Source organism: Rhizobium sp. M10, assembly GCF_002531955.1.
GTDB classification, from domain to species: Bacteria; Pseudomonadota; Alphaproteobacteria; order Rhizobiales; family Rhizobiaceae; genus Rhizobium; species Rhizobium etli_C.
On record NZ_NWTA01000022.1, the window covers coordinates 21,346 to 36,945 of the forward strand.

Sequence of the window (15,600 nt, forward strand, 5' to 3'; positions counted from 1 at the left end):
CCTTGGCCTTTGATTGAGCCGTATCGTTCCCGCCTGAGAGAACAGCATCCTCAAGGCGTTCTTGTCGCAAAACCGTAATATCGCGCCTCTAGGTTTAGAATGGGTCTAAAAACAAGATAATTTGACACCAGTTTGAACCGTGGAGGCATCGGATGAACGAGCATCTTTCCCAGAAAATTTTCCCGACGACTCAGCTTGAGGACGCGGATGGTGACGGCCACAACACCAGCGCCAATCCGACGATGGGTGAAATCATCGGCAAGCGTTTTTCGCGCCGCAATTTTCTGCAGGGTTCGCTTGCCGTTTCCGCCATTGCCGCCACAGTGAGCCCGATCGCGCTGATGAGCGCGGACGAGGCGCGCGCTGCAGACAATAAAGGCTCTGCCTTCAACTTCTCCGAAGTGGAGGCCGGCGTCGACGACAAGCATCATGTCGCTGAAGGTTATGATGCCGATATTCTGCTGCGCTGGGGCGATGCCGTGCTGCCGGGGGCGCCTGCGTTCGATCCGACGAAGCAGACGGCCGATGCCCAGAGCAAGCAGTTCGGCTACAACAACGATTATGTCGGCTTCATTCCGCTCGACGGTTCGTCCGAACATGGCCTGCTCGTCGTCAATCACGAATACACGAACCCGCATCTGATGTTTGCCGGGCTGGTGCAGGTGGTCGACGGCAAGATCAAGCAGGGCGCGCTCAGCAAGGAGCAGGTGGATGTCGAGATGGCGGCCCATGGCGGCACCGTCGTCGAGATTCGGAAGACGGGTGGCAAGTGGCAGGTCGTCACCGACGGCAAATACAATCGCCGCATCACCGCCAACACGCCGATGGAAATCACCGGCCCGGCCGCCGGCAACGACCGTCTGAAGACCAGCGCCGATGCGACCGGCACCCGCGCCATCGGCACGATCAACAACTGCGCCGGCGGCGTCACGCCCTGGGGCACCTACATCATGGCCGAAGAAAACTTCCACGGCTATTTCTCCGGCGCGCTGCCGGAAGGTCACAAGGAAGCCGCGAACTACAAGCGTTACGGCGTTCCGGAAGGCGCCTACGAGTGGGCCAATTTCTACGACCGCTTCGATCTTTCCAAGGAGCCGAACGAGCCGAACCGTTTCGGCTGGATCGTCGAGGTTGACGTCATGGACCCGACGGCGGCACCTAAGAAGCGGACCGCGCTCGGCCGCACCAAGCATGAGGGCGCCGAGTCGATCGTCGCCAAGAACGGCAAGGTCGTCTTCTATCTCGGCGACGACGAGCGCTTCGATTATGTCTACAAGTTCGTGACATCAGCGGCGTTCAACCCGAATGATCGCGCCGCCAACATGAACCTGCTCGACAGCGGCACGCTCCACGTCGCCAAGTTCAACGAGGACGGTACCATGCAGTGGCTGCCGATGGTCTTCGGCCAGGGGCCGCTGACGGCGGAGAACGGCTTCACCAGCCAGGCTGACGTGCTGATCGAATGTCGCCGCGCCGGTGACGCGCTCGGCGCCACCAAGATGGACCGCCCGGAAGACGTCCAGCCGAACGGCGTCAACGGCAAGGTCTATGTCATGCTGACCAACAATACCCGCCGCAAGGCCGACCAGGTGGATGCCGCCAATCCGCGCGCGGAAAACGCCTTCGGCCACATCATCGAAATCTCGGAAAACGACGGCGACTTCACGGCCACCTCAGGCAAGTGGGAAGTGCTCCTGAAGTGCGGCGATCCCTCGGTTGCGGCCGTCGGCGCGACCTTCTCGACCGAAACGACCAAGAACGGCTGGTTCGGCATGCCCGATAACTGTGCCGTCGATGCCGCCGGCCGCCTCTGGGTGTCGACGGATGGCAATAACAACAAGGCCACCGGCCGCACCGACGGTCTGTGGGCCGTCGATACCGAAGGGGCGGCGCGCGCCACCTCGAAACTGTTCTTCCGCGTGCCGGTCGGCGCCGAAATGTGCGGCCCGCTGTTCACGCCGGACGACCAGACGGCGTTCGTCGCCGTGCAGCATCCTGGCGATGGCGGCGAGGACTGGCCGGGCCATGGCCGCCCGTCCTATTACGAGGATCTTTCCACCCGCTGGCCGGACTTCAAACCTGATATGCCGGTGCGTCCTGCGGTCGTTGCGATCACCAAGGCTGGCGGCGGCAAGATTGCGGTCTGACGACAGGAAACGCGGCGTCGAGCCTCAGGGCGAGTGGCAGTCAGGCTGCCAACTCGCTGCGAATGCCATTTAGCGGCCGGGACGAGCTCCTCTTCCGGCCGCCTTTATGAGCCTGTCGCCGCGCCGGGTATTCGCGTTATGCGGCCCTCAGCGCCATCACGGTGATCCACCGCGTCGGCTTGCCGTCATAGCCGCCGCCGTCGCTTTCGCTGATGGCGACGTTGCGCCAGCCGCTTTTGGTCAAAAGCTCTGACAGCCAGTCTGCGGAGGGATAGTTGTAGTAGCGCCCGAAGCCGTCATAGCCTTCAGCCTCGCCTGCTTTGAAACTTGCATGGAGGAGACCGCCGGTTTTCAGAGCGCGGCGGATACGGGCGAAGACGTCGGCGAGCTCGGATCTCGGAACATGGAGCAGGCTCGCATGCGCCCAGACGCCGTCGTAGGCGTTTTCGGCGTCGAGCTGCTGGAACAGCATGACCCGGACCGGCCTGCCGATCAGCACTTCCGCCTGCCTTGCAAGCTCGGCCGAGCCGTCGGTCGGTGTCACGTCGAAATCCTGCGACAGCATGTAGGCGCTGTCCTGCCCGCCGCCGCAGCCGAGTTCGAGGATTGCGGCACCCGGTGCGAGCCGCGCGAGGAAGGCATCGAGCTCTTGCTTTGGCAGGCTGCGCGCCCGATTTGCATAAATCTCGGCGTTTTCGTCGTAGAAGGCGGAGGTGCTGTCACGGTGCATGCGGAGCGGCCGATCCCCAACGTCGGTTGGAATTGAAGGTGTCTTTCCGAAAGCAGGTCGGCGCACGACCGAGTTCAGGCCGGGATGAGGCGCGTCCAGCCGTGCTCATCGTTCGTTATGCCCTTCTGCAGACTGACGAGCTGCTGGCGCAGTTCGCTGGTCAATTTGCCGGTCTGTCCGTCTCCGATCAGAAACTCGCCGCCGGCATGTCGAACCAGGCCGATACCCGCCAGGACTGCGGCGGTGCCGCAAGCGAACGCTTCGGCGAGCCTGCCACTGGCAGCGTCGTTTTGCCATTCCGTAAACGAGTAGGGGCGCTGCTCGACCCGCAAGCCTCTTTCTTCGGCGAGCACGATCACGGAAGCCCGGGTGATGCCAGGCAGGATCGTGCCGCCAAGCGGTGGGGTGACTACCGACCCATCGTTCATCACGAAGAAGACGTTCATGCCGCCGAGTTCTTCGACCCAGCGATGCTCTGCGGCATCCAGGAAGACGACCTGATCGCAACCCTTCTTCGTCGCCTCGGCTTGCGCCACGAGGCTGGCTGCGTAGTTTCCGCCGCATTTTGCGGCACCGGTGCCGCCGGCGGCTGCACGGGTGTATTCGGTCTCGACCCAGAGGGAGACGGCCTTCGCGCCGCCCTTGAAGTAAGCGCCGACCGGAGAGGCGATGATGCAGAAGACGTATTCCTGGGCCGGACGAACGCCGAGAAACGCCTCGTTGGCGAACATGAAGGGGCGAAGATAGAGGCTGGCGTCGCCGGAAGGTATCCAGGCCTTGTCGACGCGGACCAGTTCTTCGACCGCCTTCAGGAAGAGTTCTTCCGGCACCGGAGGCATCGCCATGCGGGTCGCCGACTGCGCGAAGCGGCGCGCATTCTCTTCAGGTCGAAAGAGCAGAATCCGGCCGTCGTCCGCCTTGTAGGCTTTCATGCCCTCGAAGATTTCCTGCGCGTAGTGCAGCACGGCGCTCGCCGGATCGAGTTCCAGGGGCCGCCTCGGCGTAACCTTCGCATCGTGCCAGCCCTTGTCGGCCGTCCATCGTGCCAGGACCATATGATCCGTGAAGAGCTTGCCGAAGCCGGGCGCCTCCAGTGCCTGAATACGTTCGGCGTCCGAGACGGGAGATTTGTGGAGTTCGATTTTGATTTCCGGAGAGGCCGACGTCACGGTCATTGCTGCACCTTGATAGTAAATTGAAGAGTGGCGGCGACACTACCGCCGCCGAGCCGGTCTTGGAAAGGTCTGAATCAGTCGGTTTCGGCTTTGATCGGAGGAATAATCGCTTGATGTGGCTGCTGTCGAGCAGCAAATCCGGGACCGAGCGGCTTCGATATCGGATGGCGTCAATATCAAGTGAGATCCGGAATATCCAAGGCTTTGGAATATAAAGTCTCCAACATGTCACCATGACAAGAAAATAGGTCAGTATTGTTGACATAATTTCCGCCGCATGGTTTGTCGGCCGTATTATAGAAAAATACGAGGAAACCCCATGCTGAACTGGGACACCATGTTTGCATCGCGCTCGTCGCGCATGCGCGCATCCGAAATTCGCGAGCTCCTGAAGCTTCTCGACCGGCCCGAAATCATCTCCTTTGCCGGCGGCATTCCTGATCCGGCGCTGTTTCCGGATCAGGAATTCAAGCAGGCCTACGCCGATATCTTCGCAGGTCCTGCCGTCAATTCGGCGCTGCAATATTCGGTCAGCGAAGGCTACAAGCCGCTGCGCGAATGGTTGGCCAAGCAGATGGCGGGTCTCGGCATTCCCTGCGAACTCGACAACATCTTCATCGTCTCCGGTTCGCAGCAGGGGCTCGATTATCTCGGCAAGCTGTTCCTGTCGCCGAATGACACCGCGCTGGTCACCTGGCCGACCTATCTCGGCGCGCTGCAGGCCTTCAACGCCTATGAGCCGGCCTATGACCAGCTGACGCCAGGCGGCAACCGGACACCGGAATCCTACCGCGCGGCGGCAGCCGCCGCCGGCGGCAAGGTGAAATTTGCCTATCTCTCCGCCGATTTCTCCAATCCGACCGGTGAAACGGTCGATCTCGCCGGCCGCAAGCAGGTGCTGGCGCTTGCCGAAGAACTCGACGTCGCCGTCATCGAGGACGCCGCCTATCAGTCGCTGCGCTTCGACGGCGAGCCGATCCCGCCGATCCTGGCGCTGGAGATTGCCGAAAGGGGCCATATCAACCATACCCGCACGATCTATTGCGGCAGCTTCTCCAAGACATTGGCGCCCGGTCTTCGCGTCGGTTTCATCGTCGCCAATGCGCCCGTCATCCGCAAGCTGGTGCTGATGAAGCAGGCGGCCGACCTGCATTCCTCGACCATCAACCAGATCGCGATCAGCCATGTGGCCGAACGTGGATTCGATGCGCAGGTCGCCAAGATCAAGGCCGCCTACAGCCATCGGCGCAACTGCATGCTGGCGGCGCTTGAGAAATATATGCCCAAGGGCACCAGCTGGACGAAGCCGGAAGGCGGCATGTTCATCTGGATCACGCTGCCGGAAGGCATGGATGGCGCCAAGCTCCTGGCGAAATCGCTCGAAACCGCCAAGGTCGCCTTCGTACCCGGCAAGGCCTTCTTCGCCGACGGCTCCGGCGCCAACACCTTCCGCCTCAGCTTCTCCTGCGCCAACGAGCAAATGATCGGGGATGGGATCAGCCGGTTGGGCAAGCTGATCTCGGATGAGATTGGTGGGTGATTGCTTGCGAGGGGCTGTGCCGTGCAGCCCCCTCATCCGACCCTTCGGGCCACCTTCTCCCCGCTGGGGAGAAGAGAGGGAGCAAGCCGCTTGCCCCGCCTTTCGATTGCAGAGATGAGCGCGAGACGTTGCCACAACCCCTTCGCCCCGGCGGGGAGAAGGTGGCGGCAGCCGGATGAGGGGGCCGCACGGTACGCCCTCTTCTCTCAGAGGGAAGGGGTAAGCGTTTATCCTTCCATTGCCATGTTTTTGCAAACCAGTGCACCAGCGTCTAATCAAAAAATCGTCGTCCAGCCCTCGTTCGCCGTCTCGCTCTTGCCGTAGCCGACGCGGTCGGCCACCGCTCCGTCGGTGTTGCGCAGGATGATGTCGCCGCCGCGGTTGGCGAGCTGCGGGCCGCCGGCTGCGGCGTCGAGCGCGATGGTGCGGATCTCGCCTGCGGCAAGCGTTCCCGACAGCGTCTGGGTCCGGCCGTTTTCGTCTTCCAGCTTCCAGCCGTCGAGCGACACCGACATGTCGGAGCGGTTCATCAGCGTCACCGTTTCGGCCTCGGTGCCGCCTTCGCCATTCACCGGATTGATCAGCGCGGCGATGATACGCAGCGACGAGGCGACGACTGGCTGCGGCCGGCGCGTGCCTTCGCCGCGGCCCTGGCCGCCGCGATCCTCGGCGACCGGATGACCGGTGGCCGCATCGGTGTTCCAGTTCTGCGACTGGAAGCAGAGGAAGATCGCCGCCCATTCGTCGGTATCGGTGAAGTGGACGAGCAGCGCCCCATCCTGGTTCGGGCCGTTGGTGGCCTTGAAGCCGCCATTGTCGCCCTGGTTCATGTGGATGTCGTGGATGCCGTTGCCGGGTTCGAAATCGAAATATTGGTCGGGCTTGTTGTGCTCGGGCCCCCAGGCTTCGCCGAAGGCATAGAAATGGATGTCGGGATCGGCGATGCCTTCCTCGACGATCGGCTCGATGAATTCCCTCAGATCGTTCTTCGGGCCGGAGAGCTGGAAGGGTGCGACATCCATATCCTCGCGCTCGATCAGGCCGCCGCGGACATAATCGATCGCAAGCTCCGGACGGTCTTTGCGGATGTCGGTCAGGCCCATCGGCAGGGCTTCCAGCGCCTCCGTCAGCGCCGCGTGCTTGAAATCGACGATATTGGCGTAGAGCAGGTCGTGGGGCGACATCTTCGAGCGGACGTTCAGCGCGATGCGGTAGCTCACGCCGTCCGCCTCGATGCGGATCTCGATATGGGGATCGTTGTCGTCGTCAAGGGCGAGCGCGCTCGCCGTACCCTTCAGGACCTTGTAATTCTTCAGCATGAGAACCTCGCTACAGTGGCGGGATCTCATGCTAGCACTGATAAAGTGCATCTTTTGTGACGCGTATCCTCCGCCGAGCAGGCCTCAGCTGCTATTGCTGGAGATGCGGGCCGAAGAGTTCGAGATCGGCTTCGCTCAACCTGTCGCTTGCGGTGTTCAGCTGGTGCCAATAGGGATAGAGGATCGGCGGCAGGCTGACGGCGTCGAGGCGCTTGCGCTCTTCTTCCGTCAGCTTCAGCTCGGCAGCGGCAATGTTGTCGCGGAACTGGGCCTCGGTGCGCCCGCCGATGATGACCGAGGTGACCGCCTTGCGGCCGATCAGCCAGGCGAGCGCCACCTGAGCGGCCGAGACGCCGCGCTCGTCACCGATCGCCACCAGCGTCTCGACGATGTTCCAGAGACGGTTTTCATCGCGGATCGGCGGTTCTGTCCAGCCGGCGAACTGGCGCGTGCCTTCGGGTGCAGCCTGGTTGCGGCGATGCTTGCCGGAGAGCAGGCCGCCGGCCAACGGGCTCCAGACCAGGACGCCGAGGCCCTGGTCGATCGAGATCGGCAGCAGCTCGTATTCGGCGTCGCGGGATTCGAGCGTATAGTGGATCTGCTGGCTGACGAAGCGCTGATAGCCGTGCTCGTTGGCGAGCCCAAGCGCCTTCATGATGTGCCAGCCGGAATAGTTCGAGCAGCCGACATAACGCACCTTGCCCTGCTTGATCAGGGTGTCGAGCGCTTCCATCGTCTCTTCGAGTGGCGTCTGGCCGTCCCATTCATGCACCTGGTAGAGGTCGATGACATCGGTCTTCAGGCGCTTCAGGCTCGCCTCGCATTCGCGGATCAGATGGTAGCGCGAAAGGCCGCGGTCGTTCGGGCCGTCGCCCATGCCGAAGCGGGCCTTGGTGGCGAGCAGCACGCCCTGCGGCCGCTTGCCGGCGAGCGCCTCGCCGATGATGTTTTCGCATTCGCCGGATGAATAGACGTTGGCGGTGTCGATCAGATTGATGCCGGCATCAATGCATATATCGATCATCTTCTTCGCCTCGGAGACGCCGAGATCGCCGACCATCTTCGCCCAGCCGACGCCGCCGAAGGTCATCGTGCCCATGGTCAATGTCGAAATTTTCAGGCCGGAACGGCCGAGCAGACGATATTCCATAAAACTCCTCCTTCATCAAAACAGGATTGACGTACCTCAGCACGGCCGAATGGCAATGGCGGCGTGGTTCACGCCTGCGTGAGGCTTAGGCAAGATTTGCGGGGCACCGGCGTCTCGGGCCGCGTGGCGGTGATGACCGATCGCGCGTGCCGGCAGCCGACAGATCCTACAATATGCTATCGGCTTGTCGAACGAAAACCGTCGCAGCGGCGCGGGGAGGCGGCCTCGCGTCAGGCCTCGCCCGTATCCCTGTTGTGAATGGTGTCGCGGATCGAAGCGATCGTGTCCCTGATCTTGCCGACGGTCTCGGCGTCGAGGCCGACGGCTTTGCCGATGCAGTCGTACACGTGGGTGGCGCGGCGTTTCAGGGCCTGTCCCTCTTTCGTCAGGCGCAGCAGCACCTGGCGTTCGTCGGCGGGATTTCGGTTGCGGGTGACGAGGCCGACATTTTCGAGCCGCTTCAGCAGCGGGGTGAGGGTGCTGGAATCGAGGAAAAGCGTCTCGCCGAGATCCTTCACCGTGCGGTCGTCACGCGCCCACAGAGCGGTCATGACGAGGAATTGCGGATAGGTGAGATCCAATTCGTCGAGCAGCGGGCGGTAAAGCTGGTTGAAGGCGTGGCCGGCTGAATAGATCGAAAAGCAAAGCATTTCATCGATCTTGGGCACGTCGGCGAGTTCATTCGATGTGGTGTCTTTCATCACGCTCTCCTTCGGCCTCAATATAATTTGTGCGCGATCTGTTTGCAAGCTATTGACGTCCCGGACGAGATGACCTAATTAGATCGTGTACAAAGAAATCGCCTGCAAATTAAATGACGAACGCGAGAGCCGGAAAGCGCGTCAACCCCACTTCGGCTCCTGTGACACTCAACCGACGAAAGGAAATGACCAATGTTCAAGTTTGCTGCTGCCGTCGCCCTGGCGGGCGCGCTTTTCTCCGGTGCTGCCGTTGCTCAGCCGGCCAAGCCGACCGTCGTCCTCGTCCATGGCGCCTTTGCCGATTCATCCAGCTGGAACGGCGTCGTCGAAATCCTGCGCAAGGACGGCTTCCCGGTCGTGGCCGCCGCCAATCCGTTGCGCAGCGTTGCCAATGATGCTGCCTATGTCTCTGACGTCGTCGGCAGCATCGCCGGCCCCGTTGTCCTCGTCGGCCATTCCTATGGCGGCCAGGTCATTTCGACTGCGGCGAACGGCCACGACAACGTCAAGTCGCTGGTCTATGTCGCGGCCTTCGCGCCCGATGCAGGGGAATCGGTTGCCGATCTTGCCGGCAAGTTTCCGGGCGGCACGCTGAGCGGAGCGCTGGCGGCCCCGGTAAAGCTCAGCACCGGCGGCGTTGATCTTTATATCGACCAGGCGAAGTTCCATGACCAGTTCGCCAGCGACGTGCCGGCTGAACAGGCGGCCGTGATGGCGGCTGGCCAACGCCCGGTCACCGAGGCGGCGCTCACCGACAAATCCGGCGCGCCGGCCTGGAAGAAGCTGCCGTCGTGGTTCGTCTACGGCACCGGCGACAAGAACATCCCGGCCGCAGCCCTTGGCTTCATGGCCGAGCGGGCAGGGTCCAAGCGGACCGTCGTCGTCAATGGCGCCTCCCACGTCGTGATGGTGTCGCATCCTGACAAGGTTGCCGAACTGATCGAAGAGGCTGCGAAATAACATTCGTTCCAGGGCCACGGCGCGAGAGTGCCGTGGCCCGAATGCTGCAAGCCCCATCATGGGCTTGAAAAGACCGCAGCCGTTCTCGCAGAATGCGCGGATGCTCAGAACCTCCGCCGATAAGCTCAAAGACCACATCCATGGCCGCCTTCTCTCACGAAGCGAGGGACCTGCCTGGAGGAACGTTCTCGTGCATCTCCTGTCGCATAGCGGACGGGAAGAGGGGCTGATCGTTCCCGCCGTTGCCGAGCCGCTGCTGGTCTCGATCCTTTCAGGCTCGGCCGTCATAGAAGAGCGCGAATTCTCCGGTGAATGGCAGGCCGCCCGCGCCGATGTCGGCGACTTCTACCTGACCAATTCGGCGACGCCCTATGAGATGCGCTGGACCTCCACCTCGGCCGAACCGTTCCGCGTGATGCATGTCTATCTTGGCCTGCCGCTGATCGAGGCGGCCGCCGCGGAGGTCCTGTCTATCGGCCACGACCGGCTTTGCCTGCGCGACGTATCGGCCGGACGCGATCCCTTGATAAACCATCTGCTGCAGCTGATCCTCAGCGAATTGACCGAGGCGAGCGACCCGAGCGAGATTTTCGTGCAGGGCGTTGCCCAGGCGCTGGCCGTCCATCTCGTGCGCTCCTACGCGGATGCGGATCGGCCGCCGCGGCGCCGGGTTGCCCTTCCGGCGTTCAAGCTTCGCCGGGTGACGGATCTGATGGCAAGCGGCATTGCCGAGGCCTTCAGCTTGGAAGCGCTTGCGGCCGAAGCAGGTCTCAGTCCGTTCCATTTCAGCCGGGTCTTCAAACAGTCGACGGGTTATTCGCCCTCGGAATATTTCATCCGCATGCGGATGGCCGAGGCGCGCAGGCTGCTTCGGGAAACCGACCGGGGCATCATCGAGATCGGCCTCGACGTCGGCTATTCCAGCCCCAGCCATTTCGCCACCGTCTTCCGCAAGGCCGTTGGCGTCACGCCATCGCAATATCGCGACGGCTGACGATTGCCGCAAGATCGCGACATCGACCGCAAAGGCCCGAGCGCGAAGGCCAGCCGCCTTTCCTAGATTGTCTTCCGTCAACAGCGGCCGGCTCCGTATTCGCAGCGGCCACATGAAAGGAAGCAAACATGTCTATTGATGGTAAGGTTGCTCTCGTCACCGGTGCGTCGAGCGGTATCGGCGCTGCCACCGCGCTGAAGCTTGCTAAGGCAGGCGCCAAGATCGGGCTCGCCGCCCGCCGGCTCGACCGGCTCTCTGCGCTGCAACAGCAGATCGCTGCCAATGGCGGTCAGGCCGTCGCTCTCGAAATGGACGTTGTCGATCAGGCCTCCGTCACGGCGGGCGCTGAAAAGCTCGCAGAAGCCTTCGGCTCGATCGACATTCTCTTCAACAATGCCGGCCTGATGCCGATCTCGGATCTGGAGGCGCTGAAGACCGATGAGTGGCATCGCATGGTCGATGTCAACATCAAGGGATTGTTGAACACGACTGCCGCGGTCCTGCCCATGATGATCAGGCAGAAGGGCGGACATATCGTCAACACCTCGTCGATCGCCGGAAGGAAGGTCTTCCCGGGCCTTGCCGTCTATTGCGCCACCAAACACGCGGTGACGGCAATCTCGGAAGGCATGCGTCTCGAGCTTTCCAAGAAGCATAATATCCGCGTGACCTGCATCCAGCCGGGCGCGGTGGAATCCGAACTCTTCGAACATATTTCCGACGGCAATTATCGTGGCCAGATGGAAGCGCTCAAGGAGCAGATGGAATTCCTGAAGGCCGGTGACATTGCCGAGACGGTGCTCTTCGCGCTGCAGGCGCCGGCCCGCATGGATATCGCCGAGCTCTTCGTGATGCCCACGCAGCAGCCCTGGTGACATGGGCGGCGGAGCCTGCCGCCGCCTGTCACATCTCTGTCAACGACCCCTAATAAGGGAGGGTGACGCAATCCCGAGGATCCCTCCCATGAAAACGATCGTTTCCGCCACAGCCCTTCTCGCCGCGAGCCTTTTTGCCATTCCGGCTTCGGCCGCAAACCTCGTTCTCTACACCAGCCAGCCGAACGAAGATGCGCAGGCGACGGTCGATGGCTTCATGGCCGCCAATCCCGATATCAAGGTCGACTGGGTGCGCGACGGCACGCCGAAGATCATGGCCAAACTGCAGGCCGAGATCCAGGCCGGCAACCCGGTCGCCGACCTTCTCCTGATCGCCGACATGGTGACGCTGGAGCGCCTGAAGGAAGAGGGCAAGCTGCTCGCCTACAAGTCGCCGGAAGCCGCCCAGTATGACGCCACCCTTTATGACGCCGACGGCTACTATTACTCGACCAAGCTGATCACCACCGGCATCATGTACAACACCTCGGCCGGCATGAAGCCTGCGAGCTGGAAGGATCTGGCCAAGCCGGAAGCCAAGGGCCTCGTCACCATGCCGAGCCCGCTTGCTTCGGGTGCGGCCCTCATCCATGCACAGACGCTTGCCGCCGTTCCCGGCCTCGGCTGGAACTTCTACAAGTCGCTTCAGGCAAACGGCGCCATTGCCGCCGGCGGCAATGGCGCCGTGCTGAAGTCGGTCGCCTCGGGTGAGAAGGCTTACGGCATGGTCGTCGACTACCTGCCGATCCGCGAAAAGGCCAAGGGTGCTCCGGTCGAATTCGTCTTCCCGAGCGACGGCGTTTCCGCCGTCACCGAGCCGGTCGGCATCCTCGCCAGCAGCAAGAATGCCGAGGCCGCCAAGAAGTTCGTCGATTACGTGCTCTCCGAAAAGGGCCAGCAAGGCTTCCTCAAGCTCGGCTATATCCCGGCCCGCAACGGCATGAAGGTGCCGGAAGGCTTCCCGGCGCGCGACACGATCAAGGTCCTGCCGGTCAATGCGGCTGAAGCGCTGAAGAATACCGACCAGGACCTGAAGACTTTCTCGGGCATTTACGGCTCGAACTGATCTCTTCATGCCAGGCTATGTCAGAGCAGGAAACAGCCAGCCCGCCTGGCTGTTTCCTTTTATCGTCATTACCGTGCTCATCCTCAGCGTGCTGCCGCTCGCCCGCCTTGCCATAGCAGGGATCGCGGGCTTCGCCAGCGGCGGTGTCACCGATGTGCTCGCCGACCCGGCGCTCTGGCAGGCCACCTATTACACCGTCGTCACATCCGTTCTCGGCACGATCCTCTCACTTCTCATCGGCTGCCTTTTCGCCTTCCTGCTGACGCTGACCGACATCCGCTGCAAGGGGCTGCTCAGCTTCTTCTTCGTGCTGCCGATGATGATCCCGCCGCAGGTGACGGCCCTTGCCTGGGTGCAGATGTCGGGGCCGTCGAGCCCGCTGCTGAAGGCGCTCGCGATCGCTCCGCCGCTCGGCTCGCCGCAGCCGCTCTATTCGGTCGGCGGCATCGCGCTGCTCTATGGCGTCCAGCATGCGCCGCTCGTCTATCTCGCGCTCAGGGCCGGGCTGATGACGCTGCCGCGTGACGGCGTCGAGGCCGCACGGCTTTCCGGCGCCTCCAGCTTTCGAGTCTTCCGCGACATCATCCTGCCTCTGTCGCTGCCCGGCATCATCGCGGGTGCTGCGATCTCATTCGTCTCCTGCACCGGCAATTTCGGCATTCCCGCCATTCTCGGCATACCCGCCTCGATCTTCACGCTGCCGACGTTGATTTTCACCAAGTTTTCCGCCTTCACCAGCCGTACCTTCGGCGATGTCGCCGTGCTGTCGGCAATCATCGCGATGATCTCGGTCGCCGGGCTGATGATCCAGGATAGGGCGCTCAGAGGCCGCGATTACCGCGTCATCGGCCTGTCCGGGGCGAGCGCCGCCTTCGAGCTCGGCGCCTGGCGGTTCGCCTTCATGCCGCTCCTCTGGGCGATCCTGTTCTTCATGCTCGCCGCACCCTTCTTCGCGCTCGTCGCCGGCGCGCTGGTTCCCGCCTACGGCGTGCCGCTCACCTTCAAGACCATGTCGCTGCATGCCTTCCAGGAGATCCTGTTCCGGCAGGCGGTGACGCGCACGGCTTTCGTCAACTCGATCTCGCTTGCCGGCGCCACCGCCGTGTGTCTCCTGGTGGTGACCGTGCTTGCGGCCTATATGCTGACGCGGCGCAAGGATGCGGCGTCCCGCATCATCGCGAGCCTGATCGAGATACCTTATTCGCTGCCCGGCATCGTCATGGCGGTCGCTTTCATCCTGGTTTTCGCAGCGCCCATCCCCTTCCTCCACATCTCGCTCTACGGCACGATCTGGATCATTCTCATTGCCTATTTCTCCTCCTTCTTCGCCGTCAGCCTGAAGCCCGTGGTCAGCGCCTTCCACCAGCTCGATCCGGCGCTGGAGGAGGCAGCACGTTTGTCCGGCGCCGGTTTCTCTCGGCGGCTTTCCGATATCATCGTGCCGCTGATTGCGCCCGCCGCCGGCGCTTCCGTCATCCTCGTCTTCCTGATCGCCTGCAACGAGCTGACGATTTCCGCGCTGCTCTGGTCGGCCGGCACCCAGACGCTCGGCGTCGCCATCTACAATCTCGACGACAGCGGCAGCTCCGACCTTGCCTCGGCGCTGTCGGTGCTCGTCGTCCTGATGGTCGTCGTCATGATGGTGCTTTTGGAACTCCTGGCGAAACGCCTGCCGAAAGGGGTGGTCCCATGGCGAAGCTGATCCTCAACCGGGTGGCAAAGGATTTCGGCACCGGCCGCGCCGCCGTCAGCGATTTTTCGCTCGATGTGCGCGAGGGCGGCTTCCTGGCGCTGCTCGGGCCTTCCGGCTGCGGCAAGACCACGGTTCTCCGCATGATCGCCGGTTTCGAGACGCCCTCCGACGGCTCCATCCATCTCGGCGAACGGCTGCTTGCCAATGCAGCCCAGGCGCTGCCGCCCGAGAAGCGCAACATGGCGATGGTCTTCCAGTCCTATGCGCTCTGGCCGCATATGAGCGTCGCCGACAATGTCGGCTATCCCCTAAAGGTGCGCGGCGTCTCCGGCAAGGCATACCGGACGAAGGTCGGCGAGGCGCTTTCCACCGTCCGGCTTGCCGATCATGCCGGGCGGCGGCCGGCCGATCTCTCCGGCGGCCAGCGTCAGCGCGTGGCGCTCGCCCGCTGCCTGGTGACATCGCCCGACGTCGTCCTCCTCGACGAGCCGCTCGCCAATCTCGACCGGCACCTGAAGCAGGAGATGGAGGAGACGTTTAGAGAATTTCACCAACGCTCGGGCGCGACGATGATCTATGTCACCCATGACCAGAGCGAGGCGATGGCGCTGGCGACCGATGTCGCCGTCATGTCCGAAGGCCGGCTGCTGCAGGTGGCGCCGCCGGCCGAAATCTATGCCCGGCCGGAGGGCCGCATCGTCGGCAGCCTGATCGGACGCGGCGCGATCCTGACACTGCCTGTCATGGGCGGCGAACGCCATCTGGAATGGGATGAACTGCAGGATGCGCTCCAGGCGGCCAACACCGATGGCGCCGATATTCTCGTGCGGCCGGAAGATGTTGTGGTCGGCGGCGAGGGGGCTCCGGTAACCGTCGAATCCGTGCTGTTCGAGGGCGAGCGTTATGCCGTCAAGCTGACGCTCGGCAACGGCCAGACGCTGCGCGCCTTCAGCCGCGTGGCTGTCGTATCTGGTGAAGCCGTGCGCGTCGTCATCCGCGCGGGTTGGCGGCTTTGATGGAGCTGCCTAGAACAGGGGACGGTTCAAGGCCGAACACATGAATCGCCGGGAGGGGGCGTCCCTGACGAGTCCAAGGGCCGCCGACGGGAGCTGGCCCTTGAAGCGTCGTGAGGTGTCGAGCGAGGGCGTCTATCAGAAGCTTGTGCAGGCGTGGGTTCGCGGCCACCGACGACACGCGGCCGATGACGGCGCTGGCGATCCCCATCGGTAAAGATTTGCAGAGCGTGTTGC

General features: G+C 62.8%; 13 protein-coding genes. 8 read left to right on the forward strand and 5 right to left on the reverse strand.

The genetic code is table 11. The features are described 5' to 3' along the window. The first annotated feature begins 152 nt into the window (after nucleotides 1-152). Nucleotides 153-2,147, forward strand: coding sequence for a PhoX family phosphatase (locus CO671_RS26090; protein WP_097608362.1), 1,995 nt, complete (start codon nucleotides 153-155; stop codon nucleotides 2,145-2,147). A 136-nt stretch (nucleotides 2,148-2,283) separates the two neighbouring features. Here the strand turns inward: CO671_RS26090 and CO671_RS26095 are convergent, their stop codons facing one another. Next, a complete protein-coding gene (locus CO671_RS26095) occupies nucleotides 2,284-2,877 on the reverse strand; it encodes a class I SAM-dependent methyltransferase (protein ID WP_097608363.1) in 594 nt (197 codons plus the stop codon). Nucleotides 2,878-2,951: 74 nt separating this feature from the next. Then, a complete protein-coding gene (locus tag CO671_RS26100) occupies nucleotides 2,952-4,052 on the reverse strand; it encodes a branched-chain amino acid aminotransferase (RefSeq protein ID WP_010035117.1) in 1,101 nt (366 codons plus the stop codon). A 319-nt stretch (nucleotides 4,053-4,371) separates the two neighbouring features. On the opposite strand from CO671_RS26100, the gene CO671_RS26105 reads away from it, so the two are divergent. After that, nucleotides 4,372-5,592, forward strand: a complete 1,221-nt coding sequence (locus tag CO671_RS26105) for a PLP-dependent aminotransferase family protein (RefSeq protein WP_097608364.1) — start codon at nucleotides 4,372-4,374, stop codon at nucleotides 5,590-5,592. Nucleotides 5,593-5,867: 275 nt separating this feature from the next. On the opposite strand, the gene CO671_RS26110 is transcribed toward CO671_RS26105, so the two are convergent. The 3 genes from CO671_RS26110 to CO671_RS26120 all read right to left on the reverse strand — a co-directional run bounded on the left by CO671_RS26110 (nucleotide 5,868) and on the right by CO671_RS26120 (nucleotide 8,762). Continuing rightward, complete coding sequence (locus tag CO671_RS26110; protein WP_097608365.1) at nucleotides 5,868-6,911, reverse strand: DUF2278 family protein; 1,044 nt, start codon at nucleotides 6,909-6,911, stop codon at nucleotides 5,868-5,870. A 91-nt stretch (nucleotides 6,912-7,002) separates the two neighbouring features. Beyond that, nucleotides 7,003-8,061, reverse strand: a complete 1,059-nt coding sequence (locus CO671_RS26115; protein ID WP_010034223.1) for an aldo/keto reductase — start codon at nucleotides 8,059-8,061, stop codon at nucleotides 7,003-7,005. Between the two features lie 230 nt (nucleotides 8,062-8,291). Then, the gene (locus tag CO671_RS26120; protein ID WP_010034226.1) at nucleotides 8,292-8,762 is read right to left on the reverse strand and encodes a MarR family transcriptional regulator; all 471 of its coding nucleotides are present in this window, start codon (nucleotides 8,760-8,762) and stop codon (nucleotides 8,292-8,294) included. A 192-nt stretch (nucleotides 8,763-8,954) separates the two neighbouring features. On the opposite strand from CO671_RS26120, the gene CO671_RS26125 reads away from it, so the two are divergent. The 6 genes from CO671_RS26125 (at nucleotide 8,955) to CO671_RS26150 (ending at nucleotide 15,366) form a co-directional block, all read left to right on the forward strand. Then, nucleotides 8,955-9,722 (forward strand): alpha/beta hydrolase, encoded by a 768-nt coding sequence (locus CO671_RS26125; protein WP_097608366.1) that lies wholly within the window; start codon nucleotides 8,955-8,957, stop codon nucleotides 9,720-9,722. A gap of 100 nt (nucleotides 9,723-9,822) precedes the next feature. Further along, complete coding sequence (locus CO671_RS26130; protein WP_097608431.1) at nucleotides 9,823-10,716, forward strand: AraC family transcriptional regulator; 894 nt, start codon at nucleotides 9,823-9,825, stop codon at nucleotides 10,714-10,716. A gap of 128 nt (nucleotides 10,717-10,844) precedes the next feature. Beyond that, complete coding sequence (locus CO671_RS26135; protein ID WP_097608367.1) at nucleotides 10,845-11,591, forward strand: SDR family oxidoreductase; 747 nt, start codon at nucleotides 10,845-10,847, stop codon at nucleotides 11,589-11,591. An 88-nt stretch (nucleotides 11,592-11,679) separates the two neighbouring features. Beyond that, nucleotides 11,680-12,657, forward strand: coding sequence for an ABC transporter substrate-binding protein (locus CO671_RS26140; RefSeq protein WP_097608368.1), 978 nt, complete (start codon nucleotides 11,680-11,682; stop codon nucleotides 12,655-12,657). Between the two features lie 7 nt (nucleotides 12,658-12,664). Then, complete coding sequence (locus CO671_RS26145; RefSeq protein WP_097608369.1) at nucleotides 12,665-14,359, forward strand: iron ABC transporter permease; 1,695 nt, start codon at nucleotides 12,665-12,667, stop codon at nucleotides 14,357-14,359. Next, complete coding sequence (locus CO671_RS26150) at nucleotides 14,347-15,366, forward strand: ABC transporter ATP-binding protein (protein ID WP_097608370.1); 1,020 nt, start codon at nucleotides 14,347-14,349, stop codon at nucleotides 15,364-15,366. Before CO671_RS26145 ends, CO671_RS26150 begins: the two co-directional genes overlap by 13 nt. Nucleotides 15,367-15,600 lie beyond the last annotated feature (234 nt).